This is a genomic window from Klebsiella sp. R445 (assembly GCF_051131755.1).
Taxonomy (GTDB): Bacteria; Pseudomonadota; Gammaproteobacteria; order Enterobacterales; family Enterobacteriaceae; genus Klebsiella; species Klebsiella lignicola.
In genome coordinates this window covers 20,493-41,729 of record NZ_CP180446.1, presented here as the reverse complement: position 1 = coordinate 41,729, position 21,237 = coordinate 20,493, and the positions used below count along the sequence as shown (strand labels likewise).

The 21,237-nt window shown below is 59.3% G+C and carries 15 protein-coding genes; 5 read left to right on the top strand and 10 right to left on the bottom strand.

Annotated elements, in window-relative coordinates:
- Positions 1 to 182: 182 nt before the first annotated feature.
- Positions 183 to 1,574, bottom strand: coding sequence for an MFS transporter (locus ACMYSN_RS00170; protein WP_462496560.1), 1,392 nt, complete (start codon positions 1,572 to 1,574; stop codon positions 183 to 185).
- A 311-nt stretch (positions 1,575 to 1,885) separates the two neighbouring features.
- Here ACMYSN_RS00170 and narX point away from each other — a divergent pair, with 311 nt between their 5' ends.
- Positions 1,886 to 3,664: a nitrate/nitrite two-component system sensor histidine kinase NarX gene (gene narX, locus ACMYSN_RS00165; protein WP_462496559.1), complete on the top strand. Its 1,779-nt coding sequence runs from the start codon at positions 1,886 to 1,888 to the stop codon at positions 3,662 to 3,664.
- Between the two features lie 10 nt (positions 3,665 to 3,674).
- On the top strand, positions 3,675 to 4,325 hold the full coding sequence (narL, locus tag ACMYSN_RS00160) for a two-component system response regulator NarL (protein ID WP_123754755.1): 651 nt from the start codon (positions 3,675 to 3,677) through the stop codon (positions 4,323 to 4,325).
- Here narL and ACMYSN_RS00155 read toward each other — a convergent pair.
- The 7 genes from ACMYSN_RS00155 to nasR all read right to left on the bottom strand — a co-directional run bounded on the left by ACMYSN_RS00155 (position 4,322) and on the right by nasR (position 16,857).
- Complete coding sequence (locus tag ACMYSN_RS00155) at positions 4,322 to 5,698, bottom strand: YchO/YchP family invasin (protein ID WP_462496558.1); 1,377 nt, start codon at positions 5,696 to 5,698, stop codon at positions 4,322 to 4,324. The genes narL and ACMYSN_RS00155 overlap by 4 nt on opposite strands.
- A 104-nt stretch (positions 5,699 to 5,802) precedes the next feature.
- Entirely contained in the window at positions 5,803 to 8,403 is a 2,601-nt protein-coding gene (locus ACMYSN_RS00150; protein WP_462496557.1) for a nitrate reductase, read from the bottom strand.
- Positions 8,403 to 12,464, bottom strand: coding sequence for a nitrite reductase large subunit NirB (gene nirB / locus ACMYSN_RS00145; RefSeq protein ID WP_462496556.1), 4,062 nt, complete (start codon positions 12,462 to 12,464; stop codon positions 8,403 to 8,405). Before nirB ends, ACMYSN_RS00150 begins: the two co-directional genes overlap by 1 nt.
- A gap of 9 nt (positions 12,465 to 12,473) precedes the next feature.
- Positions 12,474 to 13,262 (bottom strand): ABC transporter ATP-binding protein, encoded by a 789-nt coding sequence (locus ACMYSN_RS00140; protein WP_462496555.1) that lies wholly within the window; start codon positions 13,260 to 13,262, stop codon positions 12,474 to 12,476.
- Between the two features lie 10 nt (positions 13,263 to 13,272).
- Positions 13,273 to 14,157: an ABC transporter permease gene (gene ntrB, locus ACMYSN_RS00135; protein ID WP_462496554.1), complete on the bottom strand. Its 885-nt coding sequence runs from the start codon at positions 14,155 to 14,157 to the stop codon at positions 13,273 to 13,275.
- A gap of 1 nt (position 14,158) precedes the next feature.
- Positions 14,159 to 15,415, bottom strand: a complete 1,257-nt coding sequence (locus ACMYSN_RS00130) for a CmpA/NrtA family ABC transporter substrate-binding protein (RefSeq protein WP_462496553.1) — start codon at positions 15,413 to 15,415, stop codon at positions 14,159 to 14,161.
- Between the two features lie 245 nt (positions 15,416 to 15,660).
- Complete coding sequence (gene nasR, locus ACMYSN_RS00125) at positions 15,661 to 16,857, bottom strand: nitrate regulatory protein NasR (RefSeq protein WP_462496552.1); 1,197 nt, start codon at positions 16,855 to 16,857, stop codon at positions 15,661 to 15,663.
- A gap of 79 nt (positions 16,858 to 16,936) precedes the next feature.
- Here nasR and ACMYSN_RS00120 point away from each other — a divergent pair, with 79 nt between their 5' ends.
- Both ACMYSN_RS00120 and ACMYSN_RS00115 read left to right on the top strand, forming a co-directional pair.
- Positions 16,937 to 17,290 (top strand): DsrE/DsrF/TusD sulfur relay family protein, encoded by a 354-nt coding sequence (locus ACMYSN_RS00120; protein ID WP_123754763.1) that lies wholly within the window; start codon positions 16,937 to 16,939, stop codon positions 17,288 to 17,290.
- Positions 17,291 to 17,530: 240 nt separating this feature from the next.
- Complete coding sequence (locus ACMYSN_RS00115) at positions 17,531 to 17,773, top strand: DUF1883 domain-containing protein (protein WP_123754764.1); 243 nt, start codon at positions 17,531 to 17,533, stop codon at positions 17,771 to 17,773.
- A 36-nt stretch (positions 17,774 to 17,809) separates the two neighbouring features.
- Here the strand turns inward: ACMYSN_RS00115 and ACMYSN_RS00110 are convergent, their stop codons facing one another.
- Positions 17,810 to 18,490 carry a gamma-glutamylcyclotransferase gene (locus ACMYSN_RS00110; RefSeq protein ID WP_462496551.1) on the bottom strand — a complete coding sequence of 227 codons (681 nt, stop codon included), beginning with the start codon at positions 18,488 to 18,490 and terminating at the stop codon, positions 17,810 to 17,812.
- Between the two features lie 666 nt (positions 18,491 to 19,156).
- Here ACMYSN_RS00110 and chaA point away from each other — a divergent pair.
- Positions 19,157 to 20,257: a sodium-potassium/proton antiporter ChaA gene (gene chaA, locus ACMYSN_RS00105; protein ID WP_462496550.1), complete on the top strand. Its 1,101-nt coding sequence runs from the start codon at positions 19,157 to 19,159 to the stop codon at positions 20,255 to 20,257.
- Between the two features lie 119 nt (positions 20,258 to 20,376).
- Here chaA and kdsA read toward each other — a convergent pair whose 3' ends face one another.
- Complete coding sequence (gene kdsA, locus ACMYSN_RS00100) at positions 20,377 to 21,231, bottom strand: 3-deoxy-8-phosphooctulonate synthase (RefSeq protein ID WP_123754767.1); 855 nt, start codon at positions 21,229 to 21,231, stop codon at positions 20,377 to 20,379.
- Positions 21,232 to 21,237: the final 6 nt, after the last annotated feature.

Sequence of the window (21,237 nt, the reverse complement as noted above, 5' to 3'; positions counted from 1 at the left end):
CTATTTGTTTTAAAAGGATTTTATTGCGAAATTACCGCCAGCCGCGCCATTCCACTATGACGCCGGGTATTAAGGGGTAGAACGGGGTAAGCCGGTCGGATGCAGTGCAGATGTGGCGTCGGACGATGGCACAAAAAAAGGGCGCAATTTGCATTGCGCCCTGAATTCGATTTCGGTACAGCTTAAGACTTCTGCTTACGTCCGTAAACTGCCCAGGTGATGATCACGCAGGCCACGTAGAAGACGAAGAAAATCTTCATCGCGCCAGCCGGCGAACCGGTCAGCTCCAGCGAAATCCCAAATGCTTTCGGGATAAAGAAGCCGCCGATGGCGCCAATCGCAGAGATAAAGCCCAGCGCCGCTGCCGTATCGGTTGCCGCCTCACGCATGGCCTGCTCTTCGCTCCCGCCCTGCGCTTTTACGCGGGTCATCGTCATCTTACGGAAGATTAACGAAATCATCTGGAAGGTGGAGGCACTCCCCAGACCGGCGGTCAGGAACAACACCATAAACACGCCGAAGAAGGCAATAAAGTTACCGCCTTCACCATGAGCCGGCAGCGTCAGGAACAGCAGGCCGCTGAAGATAGCCATCACCACGAAATTCACCAGCGTCACGCGAGTCCCGCCCAGACGGTCGGAGATCGCCCCGCCCAGCGAACGCGCCAGCGCACCGATAAACGGCCCGAAGAAGGCAAAATGCAAAATCTGCACGTCCGGGAACTGGGTTTTCGACAGCATGGCGAAGCCGGCGGAGAAACCGATAAACGAACCGAAGGTTGCCAGATACAGCAGCGCCATGACCCACAGATGACCACGCTTAAGTACCGGTAACTGTTCACTAAGAGAAGCTTTGGACGCGGACAGATCGTTCATAAAGAACCATGCCGCCAGCGTCAGTACCACCAGAAACGGCACCCAAATCCAGGCGGCATTTTCCAGGTACATAACGGAGCCATCCGGCTGTTGGGCACCGGTTCCGCCGAACACGGCGAAAATAGACAGCGAAATCACCAGCGGAGCAACCAGCTGCATCACGCTGACGCCCATGTTACCCAGACCACCATTCAGGCCGAGGGCGCCGCCCTGCTTCTGTTTAGGGAAGAAGAAGCTGATGTTAGCCATGCTGGAGGCAAAGTTTGCCCCGGCGAAACCGCACAGCAGAGAGATGATCACAAAGATACTGAACGGCGTAGAGGTATCCTGCACCGCGAAGCCCAGCCAGACGCAAGGGACAATCATGATCCCGGTGCTGAATGCGGTCCAGCGACGGCCACCAAACAGCGGCACCATGAAAGCATAAGGAACGCGTAATAATGCTCCTGACAGCGCCGGCAGCGCGGTCAACATAAACAGCTGGTCAGTGGTAAACTGGAAGCCGACTTTATTCAGATTCACCGCCACCGCACTGAACAACATCCATACGCAAAACGCCAGCAGCAGACAGGGAACGGAGATCCATAAATTTCGGCTCGCAACACGGTGGCCGCGCTGTTGCCAAAACTCGGGATCTTCAGGACGCCAGTCGGTGATGACTGAAGTACTGGCCTTCTCCGGGAGGGAAGATTGACTCATAAATACCTCTGATTATCTAGATTTTCTGCCGCTACATTAGGGGTTACGAAGGGCGGTAAGTTGATATAAATCAAAGGAAAAGTGGTCATCATTTTGCTTAAAAATAAATCATTACCCGAAGTGAGTAGTCTTTCCTGACAAAAAAAGTGTGGTTTTTCACATGGCTGCCGGGTTTATACCCTGCGCCACCGTAAACCTACCCACCACCGACAATTAAGGGGTAATACCTTATGGGTATGGGTATACTCCATGGGATATCCGAGAATAGTCGCCACTCCCGGATGGTTTGCCGGTCAGGAGCCACGCATTCTATGTTAAAACGTCTTTTTACCCCGCTTACGTTAGTGAATCAACTGGCGTTAATCGTGCTGCTATCGACGGCGATCGGTGTCGCTGGCATCGGGATCTCGGCCCGGTTGGTGCACGGCGTGCAGGGTAGCGCCCACGCCATCAATAAAGCCGGATCGCTGAGGATGCAAAGCTATCGCCTGCTGGCGGCGGTCCCTCTTACCGACAGCGACCAGAAGCTGCTGGAAGATATGAACGCCACCGTCTTCAGTGAAGAGCTGCAAAATGCCGCCCTCAGGGACGGACAGGATCGCCAGCTTAAAGCCTTGCAGCAATACTGGCAGATGGAACTGGCGCCGGGCATGAAGCACGCGAAAAACCAGGCCACCGTCGCCACCGACGTTGCCAGCTTTGTCGATCGGATCGACCACCTGGTGACCTCCTTTGACCACACCACCGAACAGCGCATCCGCTATGTAGTCTGGCTGCAGCGGGTGATGGCCTTCGGCATGGCGCTGCTGTTTCTGTTTACCATCGTCTGGCTACGTGCCCGGCTGCTGCGCCCGTGGAAACAGCTGCTTGAGATGGCCCGGGCGGTCAGCCATCGCGATTTTACCCAGCGCGTGAATATCAGCGGCCGCGATGAGATGGCGACCCTCGGTACGGCCCTCAACAATATGTCGGCGGAGCTGGCGGAAAGCTACTCCGTCCTCGAGCGACGGGTGCAGGAAAAAACCGCCGGACTGGAGCAGAAAAACCAAATTCTCGCCTTTTTGTGGCAGGCAAACCGCCGCCTGCACTCCAGCGCTCCGCTCTGCGAACGTATTTCACCGGTGCTCAATGGCCTTCAGGGGCTGACGCTGCTGCGCGATATCGAAGTGCGGGTCTATGATTTCGAAGATGAAGACAATCATCAGGAGTTTACCTGCCATTCCGATCTGCAGTGTGATGATAAAGGCTGCTATTTATGCCCACGCGACCTGCCGCCGCTGCCGGATTCCGGCGCCACGTTGAAGTGGCGGTTGTCGGACGCCCATAACCAGTACGGGATCCTGCTGGCTACCCTGCCGGCTGGCCGTCACCTGAGCCACGATCAGCAACAGCTGGTCGATACCCTGGTCGAGCAGCTCACCGCCACCCTCGCGCTGGACCGCCACCAGGAGCACCAGCAGCAGCTTATGGTGATGGAAGAACGCGCCACTATCGCCCGCGAACTGCATGACTCTATCGCCCAGTCGCTTTCCTGTATGAAGATGCAGGTCAGCTGTCTGCAGATGCAGGGCGACAACCTGCCGGAAGAGAGCCGCCAGCTGCTGGGCCAGATCCGCAACGAGCTGAATACCTCCTGGTCGCAGCTGCGCGAGCTGTTGACCACCTTCCGGCTACAATTAACGGAGCCGGGACTTCGCCCGGCGCTGGAGTCAAGCTGTCAGGAATACAGCGCCCATTTCGGCTTCACGGTGCAGCTGGACTACCAGCTTCCGCCACGGTTTGTCCCCTCGCATCAGGCGATTCACCTGCTGCAAATTGCCCGTGAAGCGCTTAGCAATGCGTTGAAACACGCCCAGGCGACCGAAGTTATCGTCAGCGTATCGCTCAACGATAATCAGGTGCGGCTGGTGGTTGCCGACAATGGCTGCGGCGTGCCTGACCATGCGGAGCGGAGCAACCATTACGGCTTAATTATTATGCGGGATCGCGCCCAGAGTTTGCGCGGAGACTGTCAGGTGCGTCGCCGGGAAAACGGCGGCAGCGAAGTAGTCGTCACCTTTATCCCGGAAAAATCGATTTCAATCCAATAAGGAGAACCCTATGACTCAACAGGAACGGGCCACCATCCTGCTCATTGATGATCACCCGATGCTGCGCACCGGCGTGAAGCAACTCGTTAGCATGGCAAGCGATATTCAGGTTATTGGCGAGGCCAGCAACGGCGAACAGGGTATCGCTCTCGCAGAAACTCTCGATCCCGACCTGATCCTGCTGGATCTCAACATGCCCGGCATGAATGGCCTGGAGACCCTTGATAAGCTGCGCGAAAAGTCGCTTTCCGGGCGGATTGTGGTCTTCAGCGTCTCCAACCATGAAGAAGACGTAGTCACCGCTTTAAAACGCGGAGCCGATGGCTATCTACTGAAAGATATGGAGCCGGAAGATCTGCTCAAAGCGTTGCAGCAGGCCGCGGCTGGTGAAATGGTGCTCAGCGAAGCCCTAACCCCGGTGCTGGCGGCCAGCCTGCGCGCTAACCGTGCCACCTCAGACCGCGATATCAACCAGCTGACGCCGCGCGAGCGCGATATTCTCAAGCTGATCGCCCAGGGACTGCCGAACAAAATGATCGCCCGTCGTCTGGAGATCACCGAAAGTACCGTGAAGGTGCACGTGAAACATATGCTGAAGAAAATGAAGCTGAAATCCCGCGTGGAAGCAGCGGTCTGGGTGCATCAGGAGCGGATTTTCTAAGGTGTTTCCTGCCAGGAGATGCCCTCGGCCGAGAACTTAACCAGCGGCTCGGTCAGCGCCAGCGCTATCTCATTGGATGAGACGCGCTGACCCGCATCATCTTCCACCACCACCGACAGATGCCAGACGTTTGCCGCTCCCGGCGTAGTGTCCCATACCGGCAGGATCACGCTCCAGCCGTCCGTGCTGCTGGCGTTCGCTGGCGCGGTAAGGCTCAACAGCTGGGTATCACCCTGCCATTTCAGTGACTTAATGCCATGCAGGCTGCGAATTTGCAGCTTCAGCTGCACCGTTTCTCCCGAATGCAGATCCCACGGCGGCGTCGCCAGATAGACTGACAGCGATTTACGCTGTCGGTACTCCACCACCGGCAGATTATCGCGCTCCGGGCTGTCGTAACGGCTGCCGCGTAATGACCGGCTGGCCGCGACCTCATCGGCCGCCAGCTGCTGCTTGAGCGGTACGCCGAAGCGGTAATTCAGGTTCAGTCCCACGTTATTCTGGCTGATGCCGTTCTCGCCCTGCTTATGTTTTGCCGTCATGGTCACCAGCGGCACCGGTGTGTAGTTGAGCCCCACCGAGACCGCCACCGGGTTATGGTAGCCGGTACCGGAATGGAACAGGTCGACGCTATCGCCAAAATACTGCTCAACGCTGACGCTGGTATTAATGTGTTGATAAAACGGCAGGCGCGCTTGGGCAGTTACATCATACCCGCTGGCCAAGCGCTGCTCCTGGGTCAGGCTTTCGTTGCGTTGCCAGCTGCCGACAGGATGGTAATAATTGGCCGACAGGCGCAGATATTCCCCCCACGCCTCAGCCCCGACGCTGCCCCGCGCCATGCTTTCACCCAACACTTTATCGTAGAAAGAGTTGTAGCCCAGCAGCCAGTCGCCTTTTCGCCAGCGCTGCCCCAGGCCGATATTGCCCACCAGATCGTTATCCCGTTGGGTCACGGAATACTGGTTCCAGGTCAGATAATCGCCGTTATCCTGCAGCGGAATAAACCAGCTGCCTTTACTGCCGGTAAAGTGACCTTCTTTATCCACCAGCAGATCGACATTGGCATTGCCCCAGGGCGAAAGCCAGTTTTCCAGTTGATGGCTGACCTCGTTACCCAGCTTACCGATCGCCATCATGCGCGCCTGCTCGCCCGTGGTCAGGCCATTATCGCTCATGCTGGCCTCGCCAAATTTTTTGGCCATTTCGGCAAAGTGGCGGGCATCATCATCGACCTGCGGAGCAATCCCCAGGTCCGGGAGTGCCGCCTGTTTTTCACTGAATGGCTGGCTGTCTTGCAGGGCACAGGCAGGACCCCCTGCCAGCAGCAAGGGTATCGCAAGGAGTGGGGCCACGCGGTACGACAACAACATTGAACGGATTAGGTTAACTCATTAATAAACACATCTACGGGTGAGTTTACCGTTTTTTGCCGCCCCTCGCAGCCTCAGGGAAAATTTCAGGAATATACTGAATCTCATGCCGGTGTTTTCACCTCCGCCAGCAGCGCTTTAAGTTCCGGAATGCAGGAGCCGCAGTTAGTCCCGCATTTCAATGCCTTACCCAGCTCACCGGCCGTACGACAGCCACTGGCAATCGCCTCGTTGATGGCCCGCTCACCCACGCTAAAACAGCTGCAAACGATACGCCCCGGCGGCAGCACATCCCCGCCTTTTTTGCCGCCGAGCAGCGCGTGGCGCAACGCCGGCTCGGGCGACGGGACGTTAAAGGCATCGGCAATCCACGCGGCGTCGATCGTCGGCTCAGCGACGTCACTCCACCAGCCGAGCATCAACTGCCCGTCATGCCAGGCCAGCAGGTTCCAGACCGTGCCGGCATCGGCTACCTGCATCTGCCACCCCTGCTGATGGCACCAGTCGGTTAACCACCGACGCGGGCTCTCTTCCCCGGCTAACGAGAAATGGCTGACGCCCGACGCGGCGCGACGCCGCCAGTGCACCGAAGTCGGAAGCAGCACCGGCTGGCGACAAAACAGTTCGCCCTGCCAGGCCGGTTGCCACGGGGCAATCGCCACCGCCACCTGCTTGCTCTCTGGCTGACCGGACCACGGATCGGTCACCGCTGCCAGCAGATTATTCACCCGCCCATGGCGCGCAAACTGGTTATTCCAGTGCATCGGGACGAACAGTGAACCAGGCCGCTGCCCATGGCTGACGCTCACTTTCGCCACCATAACGCCATGAGGCGAGCGGATCCGCGCCAGTGCGCCGTCGTGCAGCTGCAGGCGCACGGCATCCGTCGCGGCAACTTCCACCAGCGGTTCGGCGATATGCTGCATCAGACGCGGCACGCTCCCGGTGCGGGTCATGGTATGCCACTGATCGCGAATGCGGCCGCTATTGAGGATCAGCGGATAAAAAGCGTCGGTGACCGCCCGGGTGCCCTGTGGCGTCACCGGCACCATCCGCAACCGGCCATCACGATGCCAGCCCTGCTGAATATTGAGATCGCTACCGCGTTGGCTGACCGGCCAGCGAACCGGATCCAGGTCATCCCACGCCTCACGGCTCAGCTGCGCCAGCCCGCCAATATCAAACGCCCGCTGGCCATTATTTTCAAACCCCGAAAGCGCCGCATGCTCGCTGAACACCTCATGCGGATGATGCCAGGCAAACGCCTCGCCATACCCCAGCTGTTCGGCGACCCGGGAAATGATCCACCAGTCGGCTTTCGCCTCTCCCGGCGGCGGCAAAAAGCTACGCTGCCGGGAAATACGCCGTTCCGAATTGGTGACGGTGCCATTTTTCTCGCCCCACGCCAGCGCCGGAAAGCGGATATGGGCGAAGGCGGCGGTGTCGGTGCCGGCGGTGACATCGGAAACCATCACCAGCGGGCAAGCCGCCAGCGCCTGGCTGACGGCATGACTGTCCGGCAGCGACACCACCGGGTTGGTCCCCATAATCCATACCGCTTTCACCTCACCGCGCCCGATCGCCGCAAACAGCTCCACCGCCGTCAGACCCGGAGTTTGTGCCAGCCGCTCACTGCCCCAGAAGCGCGACAGCCGCTGCAGATCCTCGGGCTCAAAATTCATATGCGCCGCCAGCATAGTCGCCAGCCCGCCCACTTCGCGCCCGCCCATGGCGTTTGGCTGTCCGGTCAGCGAAAATGGCCCGCAGCCCGCACGGCCATATTTGCCGCAGGCCAGATGGGCGTTAATAATGGCATTGCACTTATCGCTACCGCTGGCCGACTGATTGATCCCCATGGTGTAGAGGGTAATCGCCCGCGGCGCGGCAATAAAATCACGATAGAAAGCCGCCACCTGCGCCTCATCCAGCCCGCAAAAAGCGGCCACTTTCGCCGTCGTCCACGCTTCTGCTGCCGCCAGTGCCTGCGTCTGGTCGCGAAAGTCGCCCGTCAGCTCGCCGGCCCCGGCAATGGCGTTCAGCAGGCCGACAAACAGCCCGCCATCGCTGCCGGGTGCCAGCGCCAGGTGGCTGTCGGCAATATCGCAGGTGGCGGTGCGCCGCGGATCGATCACCACCACTTTCATGTGCGGATTGTCGCGCTTCGCCTGCACCAGCCGCTGATACAGGACCGGATGCGCCCAGGCAGCATTCGAGCCGACCAGCACCACCAGATCGCTGCATTCCACATCCTCATAGCTGCACGGGACCACATCGGCGCCAAACGCGCGCTTATAGCCGGTCACCGCGGAGGACATGCACAGCCGTGAGTTAGTATCGATATTGGCGGCGCCGATAAATCCCTTCATCAGCTTATTCGCCGCGTAATAGTCTTCGGTGAGCAGTTGCCCCGAGGCGTAAAAGGCCACCGCCTGCGGGCCATGCTGCGCAATGATCTCCCGCAGGCGGCTTCCTGCCGCCTCCAGCGCCTGCGGCCAGCTGACGGGTTCGCCATCGAGCTCCGGCGTCAGCAGTCGCCCTGCCAGACCGGTGGTCTCCCCGAGCGCCGCCCCTTTAACGCACAGGCGCCCCAGGTTAGCCGGATGTTGCTCATCGCCGCGCACGTTGACCTGGCCGTTTTCCGCCACCTGGACCAGCACACCGCAGCCGACCCCGCAATAGGGGCACGTGGTTCGGGTTTCCTCCATTAAGACGCCTCCGCCCGGGCCAGCAGCACCTGGTTTCCGACCCACACCGTGCCGTTTTCCACCTTCACCGGCCAGGCGCGAACTGCCGGCTCACCGCCTTCGCACGGGCGGCCATCGCGCAGACGAATGCGCTGTTTATACAGCGGCGAAATGACTATCGGCTCGCCTCCGGCATCGCCCAGGATACCGCGCGACAAGACGTTGGCATCGCTGCCTGGCTCGAGATTATCGAGGGCATAAACCTGCTCGCCGAAGCGGAACAGCGCAATCTGCCGTTCCCCCAGCCGCGCGCCGATCCCAGCCTCGGCGGGGATGGCGTCCAGCGTGCAAATGGCCTGCCATGGGCGGGACGAGGCCGCGCCCTCACGGTGTACCGGCGTAGCGACCGGCTGCGGCTGGCCGCGTAGGCTGTGCCGCTGCACCGCTTCATCCGGCTGCTCGCTGTTGACGTAAGAGCGGAACAGCGCCAGCCGCTGCGGATCGTTCAGGGTGGTCTGCCACTCGCACTGATAGCTCTCCACTACCCGCGCCATCTCCTGCTCCAGCTCTTCACCAATGCCGAGGCTGTCGTTGAGGATCACCTCCCGCAGGTAGTCGACGCCGCCTTCGAGGTTGTCCATCCAGGTACTGGTGCGCTGCAGGCGGTCGGCGGTCCGGATATAGAACATCAGCAGGCGATCCACCGTACGGATCAGCGTCGCGTCGTCGATATCGCTGACAAACAGGTCGGCGTGGCGCGGCTTCATGCCGCCGTTGCCGCAGACGTAGAGATTCCAGCCCTTTTCCGTGGCGATCACCCCAATATCTTTCCCCTGCGCCTCGGCGCATTCCCGGGTACAGCCGGAGACCGCCATTTTGATTTTGTGCGGCGCGCGCAGCCCTTTGTAGCGATGTTCGAGGGTCACCGCCAGCCCCGTCGAATCCTGCACGCCATAGCGACACCAGGTCGAGCCGACGCAGGATTTCACCGTGCGCAGCGATTTGCCGTAGGCGTGCCCGGTTTCAAACCCGGCATCCGCCAGCTCGCGCCAGATATCCGGCAGCGACTCCAGCCGGGCGCCAAACAGGTCAATACGCTGTCCGCCGGTAATTTTGCTGTACAGCTGATAGCGTTTGGCAATCTGGCCGATGGCAATCAGCCCGTCCGGCGTCACTTCCCCCGCCGCCATCCGCGGCACCACCGAATAGGTGCCGTCTTTCTGGATATTGGCGAAGTAGCGGTCGTTGGTGTCCTGCAGCGGCAAATGCGCCGGTTTCAGTAGATACTCGTTCCAGCAAGAAGCGAGAACCGACGCCACCAGCGGTTTACAAATTTCGCAGCCGTGCCCCTGCCCGTAGCGGCTAATCAGCTGGTCAAAGGTGCGGATATGGTTGACCCGCACAAGGTGATAGACCTCCTGGCGCGACCACGGGAAGTGTTCGCAGATATCTTTTTTGACCTCAACACCCTGGGCCGCGAGCTGATACTCCATCACCTGTTTGACCAGCGCACTGCAGCCGCCGCAGCCGGTGGCGGCTTTGGTGCAGCTTTTCAGCGCCGCCATATCACCCGCACCATCGTTCACCGCCTGGCAGATATCGCCTTTGCTGACGTTGTGGCAGGAGCAAATCTGCGCGCTGTCCGGCAGCGCCGCCACCCCCAGCGCTTTCGGGGCACTCCCCTCCAGCACTGGCAGAATCAGGCTTTCCGGGCGCGCAGGCAGCGCCATTGCGTTCAGCATCATTTGCAACAGGGTGGCATAATCGCTGGCATCGCCCACCAGCACGCCCCCGAGCAGGGTTTTCCCGTCCTCGCTCACCACGATTTTCTTGTAGATTTGCTCCGGCCCATGGGTCCACTGATAGCTTTGGCTGCCCGGGGTGCGCCCCTGCGCATCGCCGAAAGAGGCCACGTCGATGCCTAGCAATTTCAGTTTGGTGCTCATATCCGCGCCGCTGAAGCTGGCCGTTTCCCCGGCCAGCTGTGCCGCCGCGGTTCGCGCCATCTGGTAGCCCGGCGCCACCAGGCCATAAATTTTGTTGTCCCACAGAGCGCATTCGCCAATCGCCAGTACGTCGGGGTCAGAGGTGCGGCACTGGTCATCGATGCAGATCCCGCCGCGCTCGCCCACCGTCAGGCCGCCGCTACGCGCCAGCGAATCCTGTGGGCGAATCCCGGCCGAGAACACCACCATGTCGGTGGACAGCGACCCGCCATCGGCAAAATTCAGCACCAGACCGTCGTCGTGAGACACAATCGCCTGGGTTGCCTTACTGGTGTGTACGCCGACGCCAATGGCGGTGATTTTCTCACGCAGCATCGCCGCGCCAGCATTATCCAGCTGTACCGCCATCAGGTTGGGGGCAAACTCGACGACGTGGGTTTCCAGCCCCAGTTGCTTCAGGGCGTTGGCGGCTTCCAGTCCCAGCAGGCCACCGCCAATCACCACCCCGCGTTTGGCGGTACTGGCACAGGCGGCAATACGATCGAGGTCGTCCAGCGTACGATAGACAAAGCAGCCGTCACTGTCATGGCCCGGCACCGGCGGGACGAAGGGATACGAGCCGGTGGCCAGCACCAGTTTGTCCCAGTGGGTTTCATGTCCGCTGGCATCGCGCACCAGCCGTGCTTCACGGTCGATACTCGCCACCGGCTCAGACAGCCGTAGCTCAATGCCGTGCTGATTGAAGAAATCCCCCTCCACCAGCGACAGTGACTGCGCGCTGCGCCCGGCAAAATACTCCGAGAGATGCACCCGGTCGTACGCGGCGTAGCGTTCTTCGCCAAACACCACGATCCGAAACTGTTGATGCAGGTTGCGGCTGACGCACTGCTCAAGAAAATGGTGGCCGACCATACCGTGGCCGATCAGGACTAAAACAGGTTTTGTCATGGTGATATGTCCTGCAGCACGCGGCTGCGTTGAAGAAGGGTCGAAAAGCCAGTCGGTTGGCGCGCTGGCGCCCAGCTGCGCGGTCAGCGGCGCCGCGTGCTGGCAGTCGCCAAACAGTAAAACGCCGCGCAAGATGCCGTCGCGAACCAGCAGACGCCGGTAGTGACGGGCCAGCGGGTCCCAACTGGTCCACTGTTGATCCTGTTCCGCGGCCCGCAAGTCGCCGGCGCTGAACAGTTCGATGCCGGTGACCTTCAGGCGAGTACCGCTCTCCTGCCAGGTAAAGTCCTCTCCCGGTGTGCCGCAGAGCCGCTCGGCCAGCACTTCGGCCTGGCGCAGACAGGGGGCCACCAGCCCCCAGGTTTCGCCGTCAATTTCGCAGCATTCACCTAGCGCGCTAATCCCCGGCAGCGCGGTGGCCAGTTGGCGATCGACGACGATGCCGCGATGACACGTAATCCCGCTGCGCTGCGCCAGCGTAATATTCGGGCGTACCCCGGTCGCCAGCACCACCCGGCTGGCCGCAAAGGCCCGGCCATCCTCCAGCACCACCTCATGCTCGCCTATCGCGGCAATAGCACATCCGGTGACACAGGCGATCCCCCGTTCCGTCAGCTGCTGCTGGAGCTGCTGGCTGGAGAAGGCATCGGTCTGCTGCTCCATCAGCCACGGGCCGCGATGCAGTAAAGTGACGTTGTCACCATGACGTCGTAACGCCGCTGCGGCCTCGACGCCCAGCACCCCGCCGCCGATCACCACTGCCGGACCACCGCTCGCCAGAATGCGGCTGACGTCGGCAAACGTCCGGAACGGATAGACATGTGGCAGCTCGACTCCGGGCAGCGGCGGAATCATGGCCTGCGAACCGGTGGCAAAAATCAGTTCATCCCAGCCATATTCCCCCTGGGTGGTACGCAGCGTGCGCGCCTCGGTATCCACCTCCAGCGCCGATGCGCCGGTCAACACCGTCACCGCGTGCTGCGAATACCACTCAGCGGGCAGCAGCTGCGTTTGTTCTAGCGTTTTTTCCCCGCCGAGGACCGGTGACAGCTGGATACGGTTGTAGGCCTGATAGGGTTCGTCGCCGATAATCGTTATCTGAAATCTGCCGCCCCCCCGCGCCACCAGCGTTTGCGCCAGTCGGGTGGCCGCCATGCCGTTGCCAATAATCACCAGTTGCCGCTTCATAGCCGCCCCTTACGCCGCTTTCGGCTGCTTTTCATAGAGGAAATGCAGGATCTGCTGACGCAGATGGTGGTAGCGGCTGTCGTCGGCAAGCTGGACCCGGTTCCGCGGGCGCGGCAGATCAACATTGAGGATTTCCCCCACCGTCGCCGCCGGGCCGTTGGTCATCATCATCACGCGATCGGAGAGCAGGACCGCTTCATCGACGTCGTGAGTGATCATCACGATGGTGGTATTCAGCGCCTGCTGGATCTGCATCACCGCATCCTGCAGATGGGCGCGGGTTAAGGCGTCAAGCGCCCCGAACGGCTCGTCCAGCAGCAGCACCTTCGGCTTCATCGCCAGCGCCCTGGCAATGCCAACCCGCTGCTTCATACCGCCGGAGATCTCCCCCGGGCGCTTGTACATGGCATGACCCATCTGCACCCGCTCCAGGTTGTGTTCGATCCACGCTTTACGTTCGGCTTTGCTCATGGTGCGGCGGAAGACCTGATCGACCGCCAGCGCCACGTTGTCAAAACAGGTCAGCCACGGCAGCAGCGAGTGGTTCTGGAACACCACCGCGCGCTCCGGCCCCGGTCCGGCGATTTCCCGGTTATCACACAGCAGCCCGCCTTCCGTGGGGGTGGTTATGCCGGCGATGAGGTTTAACAGCGTCGATTTCCCGCAGCCGGAGTGGCCAATCAGGCTGACGGTTTCCCCTTCGTGAATGTCGAAAGAGACGTTTTGTAGTGCCAGAAACTCGCCGCTGGCGGTGTTGAAACGCTGGCTCACGGCCTGTACCTGAATTAATGGTTTCATAGCGACTCTCCTATTTTTCCTGCCAGCTGAAGCGACGAGCGATCAGCATCAGTCCCTGCTCAAGCAGCAGGCCCACGACACCAATAATGACGATGGCGATGATGATGTTTTCCACGTTGAGGTTGTTCCATTCGTTCCAGATCCAGAAACCGATCCCGAGGCCGCCGGTCAGCATTTCGGCGGCAACGATCACCAGCCAGGCAATGCCGATGGACAGACGCACGCCGGTCAGCACTGCAGGCAATACTGCCGGGAACAGAATGAGGCGCATCACCGTCCACTCCGAAAGCTGTAAAACCCGGGCCACGTTGAGATAGTCCTGCGGAATGCGGCGCACCCCTTCGGCGGTGTTGATCACCATCGGCCAGATCGAGCAGATAAAGATGGTCCAGCTGGAGGCAGGTTCGGCCTTCTGGAACAGCAGCAGACCGATAGGCAGCCACGCCAGCGGGCTGACCGGACGCAGCAGCGCAATCAGCGGATTAAACATGCGGGCAAAGAACAGCGAGCGGCCGATCAAAAAGCCCAACGGGATGCCCACCAGCGCTGCGAGGCCAAACCCCACCGCCACACGTTGCAGCGACGCCAGCACGTTCCAGCCGATCCCCATATCGTTCGGCCCGTCCTGATAGAACGGGTCGGCAAACAGCGTCAGGGCGGAGTCCAGAGTGCTGAGCGGCGTCGGGAAGCCTTTGCCGTTGATCGCCGCCAGCTGCCAGCACAGCAGCAGCAGTCCCAGCCCCAGCAACGGCGGCAGGAGTCGCTGAACGGTTTCACGCAGCCAGCGTCTGAGCGGCGGCGTGGTCCGCCGGACCTGTACCGGCGGCAGAATAATGACTTCGCCCGGCGCGTGCTCAGCGCTGACCGGCGGTTGCGTTTTGTGTGCGTGTTTCATTTCATGCCCCCTTACGTTGAATCGCGAAACTACGGGCGTAACCTTGCGGATCGGCCCCCGTCCAGACCGTGCCGTCCATCAATGTGCTGCTGCGCATCTGCGTCGACGGCGGCGTGATACCGCCCACCGCCTGCGCCGCCTCTTTCCATACGTCAATGCGGTTGATGCGTTGCGCCACCGCCTGATAATCCGGATCCGTTTTCAGCAATCCCCAGCGGCGGAACTGGGTTAAAAACCACATGCCGTCCGAGAGCCACGGGAAGCTCACTTCCCCCTGGTCGTAGAAGCGAATCGGGTGGGCATCCTGCCAGCGACGCCCCAGCCCGTTGTCGTATTCACCGAGCATGCGCCCGACGAGGTACTGCTCTTTGGTATTCAGCCACGCGCGTTTCGCCAGGATACGCGCCGTTTCGCGTTTGTTATCTTCAGAGGCTTCGATCCAGCGCGAGGCCTCCAGCACCGCCGCCACCAGCGCTCGTGCGGTATTGGGGTTGCGTTCCACCCATTCGCTACGGGTGCCGAGAATTTTTTCCGGGTGTTCGGGCCAGACGTCCTGAGAGGTCGCGGCGGTAAAGCCGATGCGATCGTTGATCGCCCTTGCGTTCCATGGTTCGCCGACGCAAAAACCGACCATGTTGCCAATGCGCATGTTCATCACCATCTGCGGCGGTGGCACCACCACGGTGCGCACATCGTCAAACGGGTTTATGCCGCCGCTGGCCAGCCAGTAATAGAGCCACATGGCGTGAGTGCCGGTGGGAAAGGTGTGGGCGAAGGTGTAGCTACCCGGCGCGCTTTGACCAATCAGCCGTTTCAGCCCGCCGAGGTCGGTCACCCCTTTCTGCTGCAGATCGCTGGAGAGCGTGATGGCCTGCCCGTTGCGATTGAGAGTCATCAGGTTGGCCATCGACTGCGGCTTGCTGGCGATCCCCAGCTCCAGGCCATACAGCAGACCATAAAGAATGTGCGCCGCATCCAGCTCACCGGCGATCAGCTTGTCCCGCACCGCCGCCCAGCTGGCCTCTTTGGTTGGCACCAGGGTAATGCCATATTTCTTGTCGAACCCTTTCAATGACGCGATGGCTATCGGCGCGCAGTCCGTAAGCGGAATAAATCCCACCCGGACGGTGGTTTGCTCCGGTTTATCGGAGCCCGCAGCCCACGCGCCGTGCATCATGCCAGGCAGCAACATAGCGCCACCCAGCGCGGCACCCGCCTGTATAAAACGCCGCCGTGAAATCGAAAATTTATCGCCCATACCCGCTCCAGAACGCGCAAAAAAAAGCGCCCGGCAGTGCTTACGCACTGCAGGACGCCTTTATCCATGGACACACTGACCGTCGTTGGCCCGTTGCCCAAAACTTTTATTCACTCGGATTATCTAATGCAACACGGATGCCAGGTTTGTCACGGGCCGTTTTACCCGCTTTTGCCGCTAATTTTGTGCGGATCGTTGCCCGATTTGCACCGTCGACTGGCAGTAAATGCCCACTGATTGTGCATCTACTCCTTTGGGGTTACCTGCCATAACGCCTTCACCGTCAGCAGCGCCCGGGCAATCTCTACCATCCGCTGATTCTTATCCATCGCCATTTTCCGCAGCGTCTGCCAGGCCTGTTCCTCCGGCATTCCCTGGTGCGCCATCAGCACACTTTTGGCCTTTTCGATCAGCTTGCGCTCTTCCAGGGCATCCTTTAACGAGGCCAGCTGCCCGGAGAGCTGCTGCAGCTCGAAGGCCTGCTGACGAACCAGCGGCAGCAGCTGTTTGTCCAGCCGCCGCGCGACGCCGTCTCCTTCGTCCTCTTCCGACCAGCCGGCAGGCGGCATCGGCGGTTCTTCGCCGCTGAGCAACCGGTCAGCGGCGTTGAGCAGACCATCAATCAGGTGCTCCTCCAGACCGCGCATCTGCTCCAGCCGTTGGGTCTGGGCGCAAAACCAGCGCAGCGCCGTCTCTCCCCGGTCTGCTGCCGGCTGACGGGTACAGGCGATCCGCCGCAGCTGCTCGATTTCCAGGCTCGCCTGGCACTGCACCAGAAACATTTCACGCTGCGCCTCAGCAGCCAGCGCGATAAAGCTGTCAAAACAGGGCTGCTGGCCGTCAATCCGGTCCACCAGCCGCTGGCGTAATTCGTCGCTGAAATGGCCGCGGGCAAACCCTGAGGCCCCGAGGGCGCGCTCCTGTCCTACCAGCTCTTTGCCCTGCATAAAGCTATACAGCGCCACCATGCTCCCGGCGATTTGCGGGTCGTCGATGCTGTCATTGAGCTGTGGAACGATATTCAGCAGGTGGCGGATGATGCGGCTAAACTGGCTTGTCGCCTCTTCGGCGACAATCGTGCGGCGGCCAACGGCATCGCGCAGATGCGGAAGCTGCTCGAGATACCAGACCGCGCTGGCAATCCGCCAGCAGAGCGCGCTGCTGGCGGATCCCTGGGTGGGTTCCAGCGCGGTGCGAAACACCATCAGCTGTTCGTCAACCAGCGCGCTGCTTGCCCGGCACTCGGCGGCATACAGCCGTCCCTCTGTGCATAACCAGATATTGGAGGCCCCGCGTTCACACTGCAGCATATGCACCAGGGCGCTGATCTGATTCGCCAGGGCGCCAAGCTGCGCAAGCTGGCGCAGTTGCTCATTTTGCAGCTGCCGTGCGCGGTGAAACCAGCGATTGGCGTCAGAGGTGGTGCCGGCGGTATTATTCATATCCCCTCCCGAGTTAATTCTTTATACTTTGCTTTGCGCTTTATCTAGCAATAACCGTGCCTTATACCAAGGAGTCTTTATGCAACGTATTGTGATTGTCGCCAACGGCGCAGCCTACGGTAGCGAATCGTTGTTTAACAGCCTGCGTCTGGCGATTGCCCTGCGCGAGCAGCAGTCCGAACTCGACCTGAAGCTTTTTTTGATGTCTGATGCGGTCACCGCCGGTCTACGTGGGCAGAAGCCAGCAGAGGGCTATAACATCCAACAGATGCTGGAGATCCTCACCGCGCAGAATGTGCCGGTAAAATTGTGCAAGACCTGTACCGATGGCCGGGGGATCAGCACCCTGCCGCTGATTGACGGTGTCGCTATCGGCACGCTGGTTGAACTGGCGCAGTGGACCCTTGAAGCGGATAAGGTCCTCACCTTCTGAAAAAGCCGCCTCTGGCGGGATTAAATATCATGCTGGCATCAATTGTTAACCGAAAACATATGCCAGCTGAATGCTTTCAGGCAGAACATCATTTTTGTTTAATCTTTATCCCTTTTTTTGATCAAAATCAGCATTCGTCTGCGCCCCATTTGGTGTTATGCACTGAGTAAAGTGTGAACAATATCACGCGCGGGATTGAGCTGGCAGGATGCTGTAGACAGACAACAACGGGGTGGGTAAATGGCAATGGTGAAAACAAGTTTGATGTTATTTGGTGGCGATACGTTGGTGGTTCGGTGCTCTGAACGCTGCCATATTCATATGATGAGCGCGAAGGCCGCCGGCGACAGCCACGCGGACATTCTGAGCGTCCAGGATCGTGACAGCGCGTATTTAACCGTGCCTTACAACGGCACCTGGAACGTCCTGATTGACAGCCACAGTCAGTCGCTGGAGCACTCCATCAGCTACGTTCCCGCCTGATAAGTCTTGCCCGGGCTTTCCCGGGCACACTTCACGTCACGCCAGCCCAGGCTGGCTGCTTTCCCCAATCAGGTTCCGCACTTTGGCGACGAGATCGTCAAGGCAATCGTCGTGCATCCCGAGTTTACGCAGCTCCTGTTCGAGCGAGAAAAGATACTGAGCGTTGGTACCGAGCGGCCCGCTGGCTTTGGCGATCAGTGGCGCAATGACCTGGGCACTGGTGTCCGGCTCAAACAGCGGATGACGCGGATCCATAATGAACACCAGCGCGTTGACCGTCCGCCCGTCGTCAAGCTCCAGCTTGCACCAGGTCGGCAGATAGCATCCGGTGATCATCTCCCGCTTCCACAGCAGGGTCAGCTCCTCGTCCAGCGTCTCATCGGGCAGCCGATAGGCCACCCCGGTGGTACGTCCGCCCTCTTTCAGCGCCAGCATCCGCCCGGGTTGGCAGGCGCTGCCTCGCCCGGCGGTCAGCCGCAGGCAAAAAGCACGATGCCAGCCCGGCAGCGTACCGGTACAAGACTCACGGTAATCCAGTGCCGGGTTCCACATCAGTGAACCGTAGCCAAAAATCCAAACTGAGCCGGCATCCGGACGACAGGCCAGAGTCGCAGCCAGCGAGGCTGCCCGTTGCTCTGCCGACCAGAGTAGCGATTCCTCAATAGCACCAAACGCCGTCTTACAATCTGCATTGATTAAGAAATCACGTGTTAACACTTTTTACTACCTCCGCCACTGCCCGCTTCCCGGCGATTATCTGATGGCATCCTTGTAATATTGCCGAATTATTATCCAGCTTTAATCGACAATAAGCAATGAACGACATGTTGGCAAGGCAAGTACCAGCAGATGAAGTACAACAACAGATTGTTTTTTCTTATACCTGCCGTTTGCCCCTTGCTGCGGCGCTTGCCCAGGCCTGCCGATGTGGCGTCTCGTCGCCGTCTGAGCGGGCAGCGATAATCAGCGCATCTGGATGCATTTCACAGCACGTGCTGATTTACTGCCATAAGGTAGACTTACCATGCGATTACGCTGAAAACTGACATCTGAATGGCGAATAGTGGCGATTAACGGATGAGTTAGATGTGAATATATTTAATTAATCACATGAATAATAAGAACAAAACACAATTAACAGCAACTTTCAGCAACCCCGACAAACTTTCATGAAATAGCCGTAAATAAAAGTAAAAAAATGCATCTTATTACGTAATCTCTGTTATTTTATCGCATTACGTTATCTATAATTATAACCCCTAAGTAATTCAAGGTGCTCCCAGGGAGCTTACACCGGTAGGTGACAGGGGCGCGCGGGCGCATCCAACACCGATGCAGCTTGAAGTATAACGGGTATAACACCTGCAAAAATGGAGATGGTTCATGACGCATGCACATGAGGCGGTGAAAACCCGCCACAAGGAGACATCGCTTATTTTCCCGATTCTGGCGCTGGCGGTGCTGATCTTCTTCGGAAGTAGTCAGTCGCTGCCAGCGGTTATCGGCATTAATATTCTGGCCCTGGTGGGGATTTTATGTAGTGCCTTTAGCGTAGTCCGCCATGCCGACGTGCTGGCACACCGCCTGGGAGAGCCGTACGGTTCGTTAATTTTAAGCCTTTCCGTGGTTATTCTTGAAGTCAGCCTGATTTCCGCCTTAATGGCGACCGGCGACGCGGCCCCGACGCTGATGCGCGATACGCTCTATTCGATCATCATGATCGTCACCGGCGGCCTGGTTGGCTTTTCTCTGCTGCTGGGCGGGCGCAAATTTGCCACCCAGTACATGAATTTATTCGGTATTAAGCAGTACCTCATCGCCCTGTTCCCGCTGGCGATCATCGTGCTGGTCTTCCCGATGGCGCTGCCAGGGGCCAATTTCAGCACCGGTCAGGCACTGCTGGTGGCGCTGATTTCCGCCGCCATGTACGGCGTATTCCTGCTGATACAGACCAAAACGCACCAGAGCCTGTTTATCTACGAGCATGAGGATGACAGCGACGACGATAACCCGCATCACGGTAAGCCATCCGCGCACAGCAGTGCCTGGCACACCGCCTGGCTGCTGGTTCACCTGGTGGCGGTTATTGCCGTAACCAAAATGAACGCCAACCCGCTTGAGACGCTGCTGACCAGCATGAATGCGCCAGTGGCCTTTACCGGTTTCCTGGTGGCCCTGTTAATCCTTTCGCCGGAAGGGCTGGGAGCGCTGAAAGCGGTGCTGAACAATCAGGTCCAGCGCGCCATGAACCTGTTCTTCGGCTCGGTGCTGGCCACCATATCGTTGACCGTGCCGGTGGTGACCTTAATCGCCTTCTTAACCGGGAATGAACTGCACTTTGGTCTTGGCGCCCCGGAGATGATTGTGATGGTCGCCTCTCTGGTGCTGTGTCATATCTCGTTCTCCACCGGGCGCACCAACGTGCTGAACGGTGCCGCGCATCTGGCGCTGTTTGCCGCCTACCTGATGACGATTTTCGCCTGATGCTCCTCCCCCGGCGGCACGCTGCCGACCGGGGTTAGCCACGCATCACCTGCAAAAGAGATATAAAAAAGCCTGCCGGTTTTGCAACGGGCAGGCTTTTCGCATTCTACAACGCGGTCTTAGTTGCTGGTATCCAGCTCATCAAAGCCTTTCACCAGGTCGTCGATGGCTTTCATTTGCTTGAGGAACGGCTCCAGCTTCGCCAGCGGCAATGCGGACGGGCCATCGCATTTCGCATGTTCCGGGTCCGGATGCGCTTCGATAAACAGACCTGCAATACCTACTGCCATCCCGGCACGAGCCAGTTCGGCAACCTGCGCACGACGACCGCCGGAAGCAGCGCCAAACGGGTCGCGGCACTGCAGCGCGTGGGTCACGTCGAAGATAACCGGGGAGTTGTTGGACGCTTTTTTCATCACGCCAAAGCCCAGCATATCGACAACCAGGTTGTCGTAACCGAAGTTCGCGCCACGGTCACACAGGATCACTTTGTCGTTGCCGCCTTCAATAAACTTGTCGACGATGTTGCCCATTTGGCCCGGGCTGACAAACTGCGGCTTCTTCACGTTGATGACCGCGCCAGTTTTCGCCATCGCTTCCACCAGATCAGTCTGACGAGCGAGGAACGCCGGCAGCTGAATCACGTCAACCACGTCGGCAACCGGCTGCGCCTGGCTGGCTTCGTGAACGTCAGTAATGATTTTCACGCCGAAGGTTTGCTTCAGCTCCTGGAAGATTTTCATCCCTTCTTCCAGACCCGGACCACGATAGGAGTGGATGGAAGAACGGTTGGCTTTATCAAAAGAGGCTTTGAACACGTAAGGAATGCCCAGCTTCTGCGTAACCGTCACGTAGTGTTCGCAGATGCGCATCGCGAGATCGCGGGATTCCAGCACGTTCATCCCACCAAACAGGACGAAAGGCAGGTCGTTTGCTACGTTGATATCACCAATGCTAACCACTTTTTGTTTCATAAGATC

Coding starts and splice junctions, on each gene's coding strand:
- narX (WP_462496559.1), top strand. CDS start 1,886: ATGTTAAAACGTCTTTTTACCCCGCTTACGTTAGTGAATCAACTGGCG.
- ACMYSN_RS00120 (WP_123754763.1), top strand. CDS start 16,937: ATGCAACGTATTGTGATTGTCGCCAACGGCGCAGCCTACGGTAGCGAA.
- ACMYSN_RS00150 (WP_462496557.1), bottom strand. CDS start 8,403: ATGGAGGAAACCCGAACCACGTGCCCCTATTGCGGGGTCGGCTGCGGT.
- nasR (WP_462496552.1), bottom strand. CDS start 16,857: ATGAATAATACCGCCGGCACCACCTCTGACGCCAATCGCTGGTTTCAC.
- kdsA (WP_123754767.1), bottom strand. CDS start 21,231: ATGAAACAAAAAGTGGTTAGCATTGGTGATATCAACGTAGCAAACGAC.
- ACMYSN_RS00140 (WP_462496555.1), bottom strand. CDS start 13,262: ATGAAACCATTAATTCAGGTACAGGCCGTGAGCCAGCGTTTCAACACC.
- ACMYSN_RS00130 (WP_462496553.1), bottom strand. CDS start 15,415: ATGGGCGATAAATTTTCGATTTCACGGCGGCGTTTTATACAGGCGGGT.
- narL (WP_123754755.1), top strand. CDS start 3,675: ATGACTCAACAGGAACGGGCCACCATCCTGCTCATTGATGATCACCCG.
- ACMYSN_RS00155 (WP_462496558.1), bottom strand. CDS start 5,698: ATGTTGTTGTCGTACCGCGTGGCCCCACTCCTTGCGATACCCTTGCTG.
- ACMYSN_RS00170 (WP_462496560.1), bottom strand. CDS start 1,574: ATGAGTCAATCTTCCCTCCCGGAGAAGGCCAGTACTTCAGTCATCACC.
- nirB (WP_462496556.1), bottom strand. CDS start 12,464: ATGAAGCGGCAACTGGTGATTATTGGCAACGGCATGGCGGCCACCCGA.
- chaA (WP_462496550.1), top strand. CDS start 19,157: ATGACGCATGCACATGAGGCGGTGAAAACCCGCCACAAGGAGACATCG.
- ACMYSN_RS00115 (WP_123754764.1), top strand. CDS start 17,531: ATGGCAATGGTGAAAACAAGTTTGATGTTATTTGGTGGCGATACGTTG.
- ntrB (WP_462496554.1), bottom strand. CDS start 14,157: ATGAAACACGCACACAAAACGCAACCGCCGGTCAGCGCTGAGCACGCG.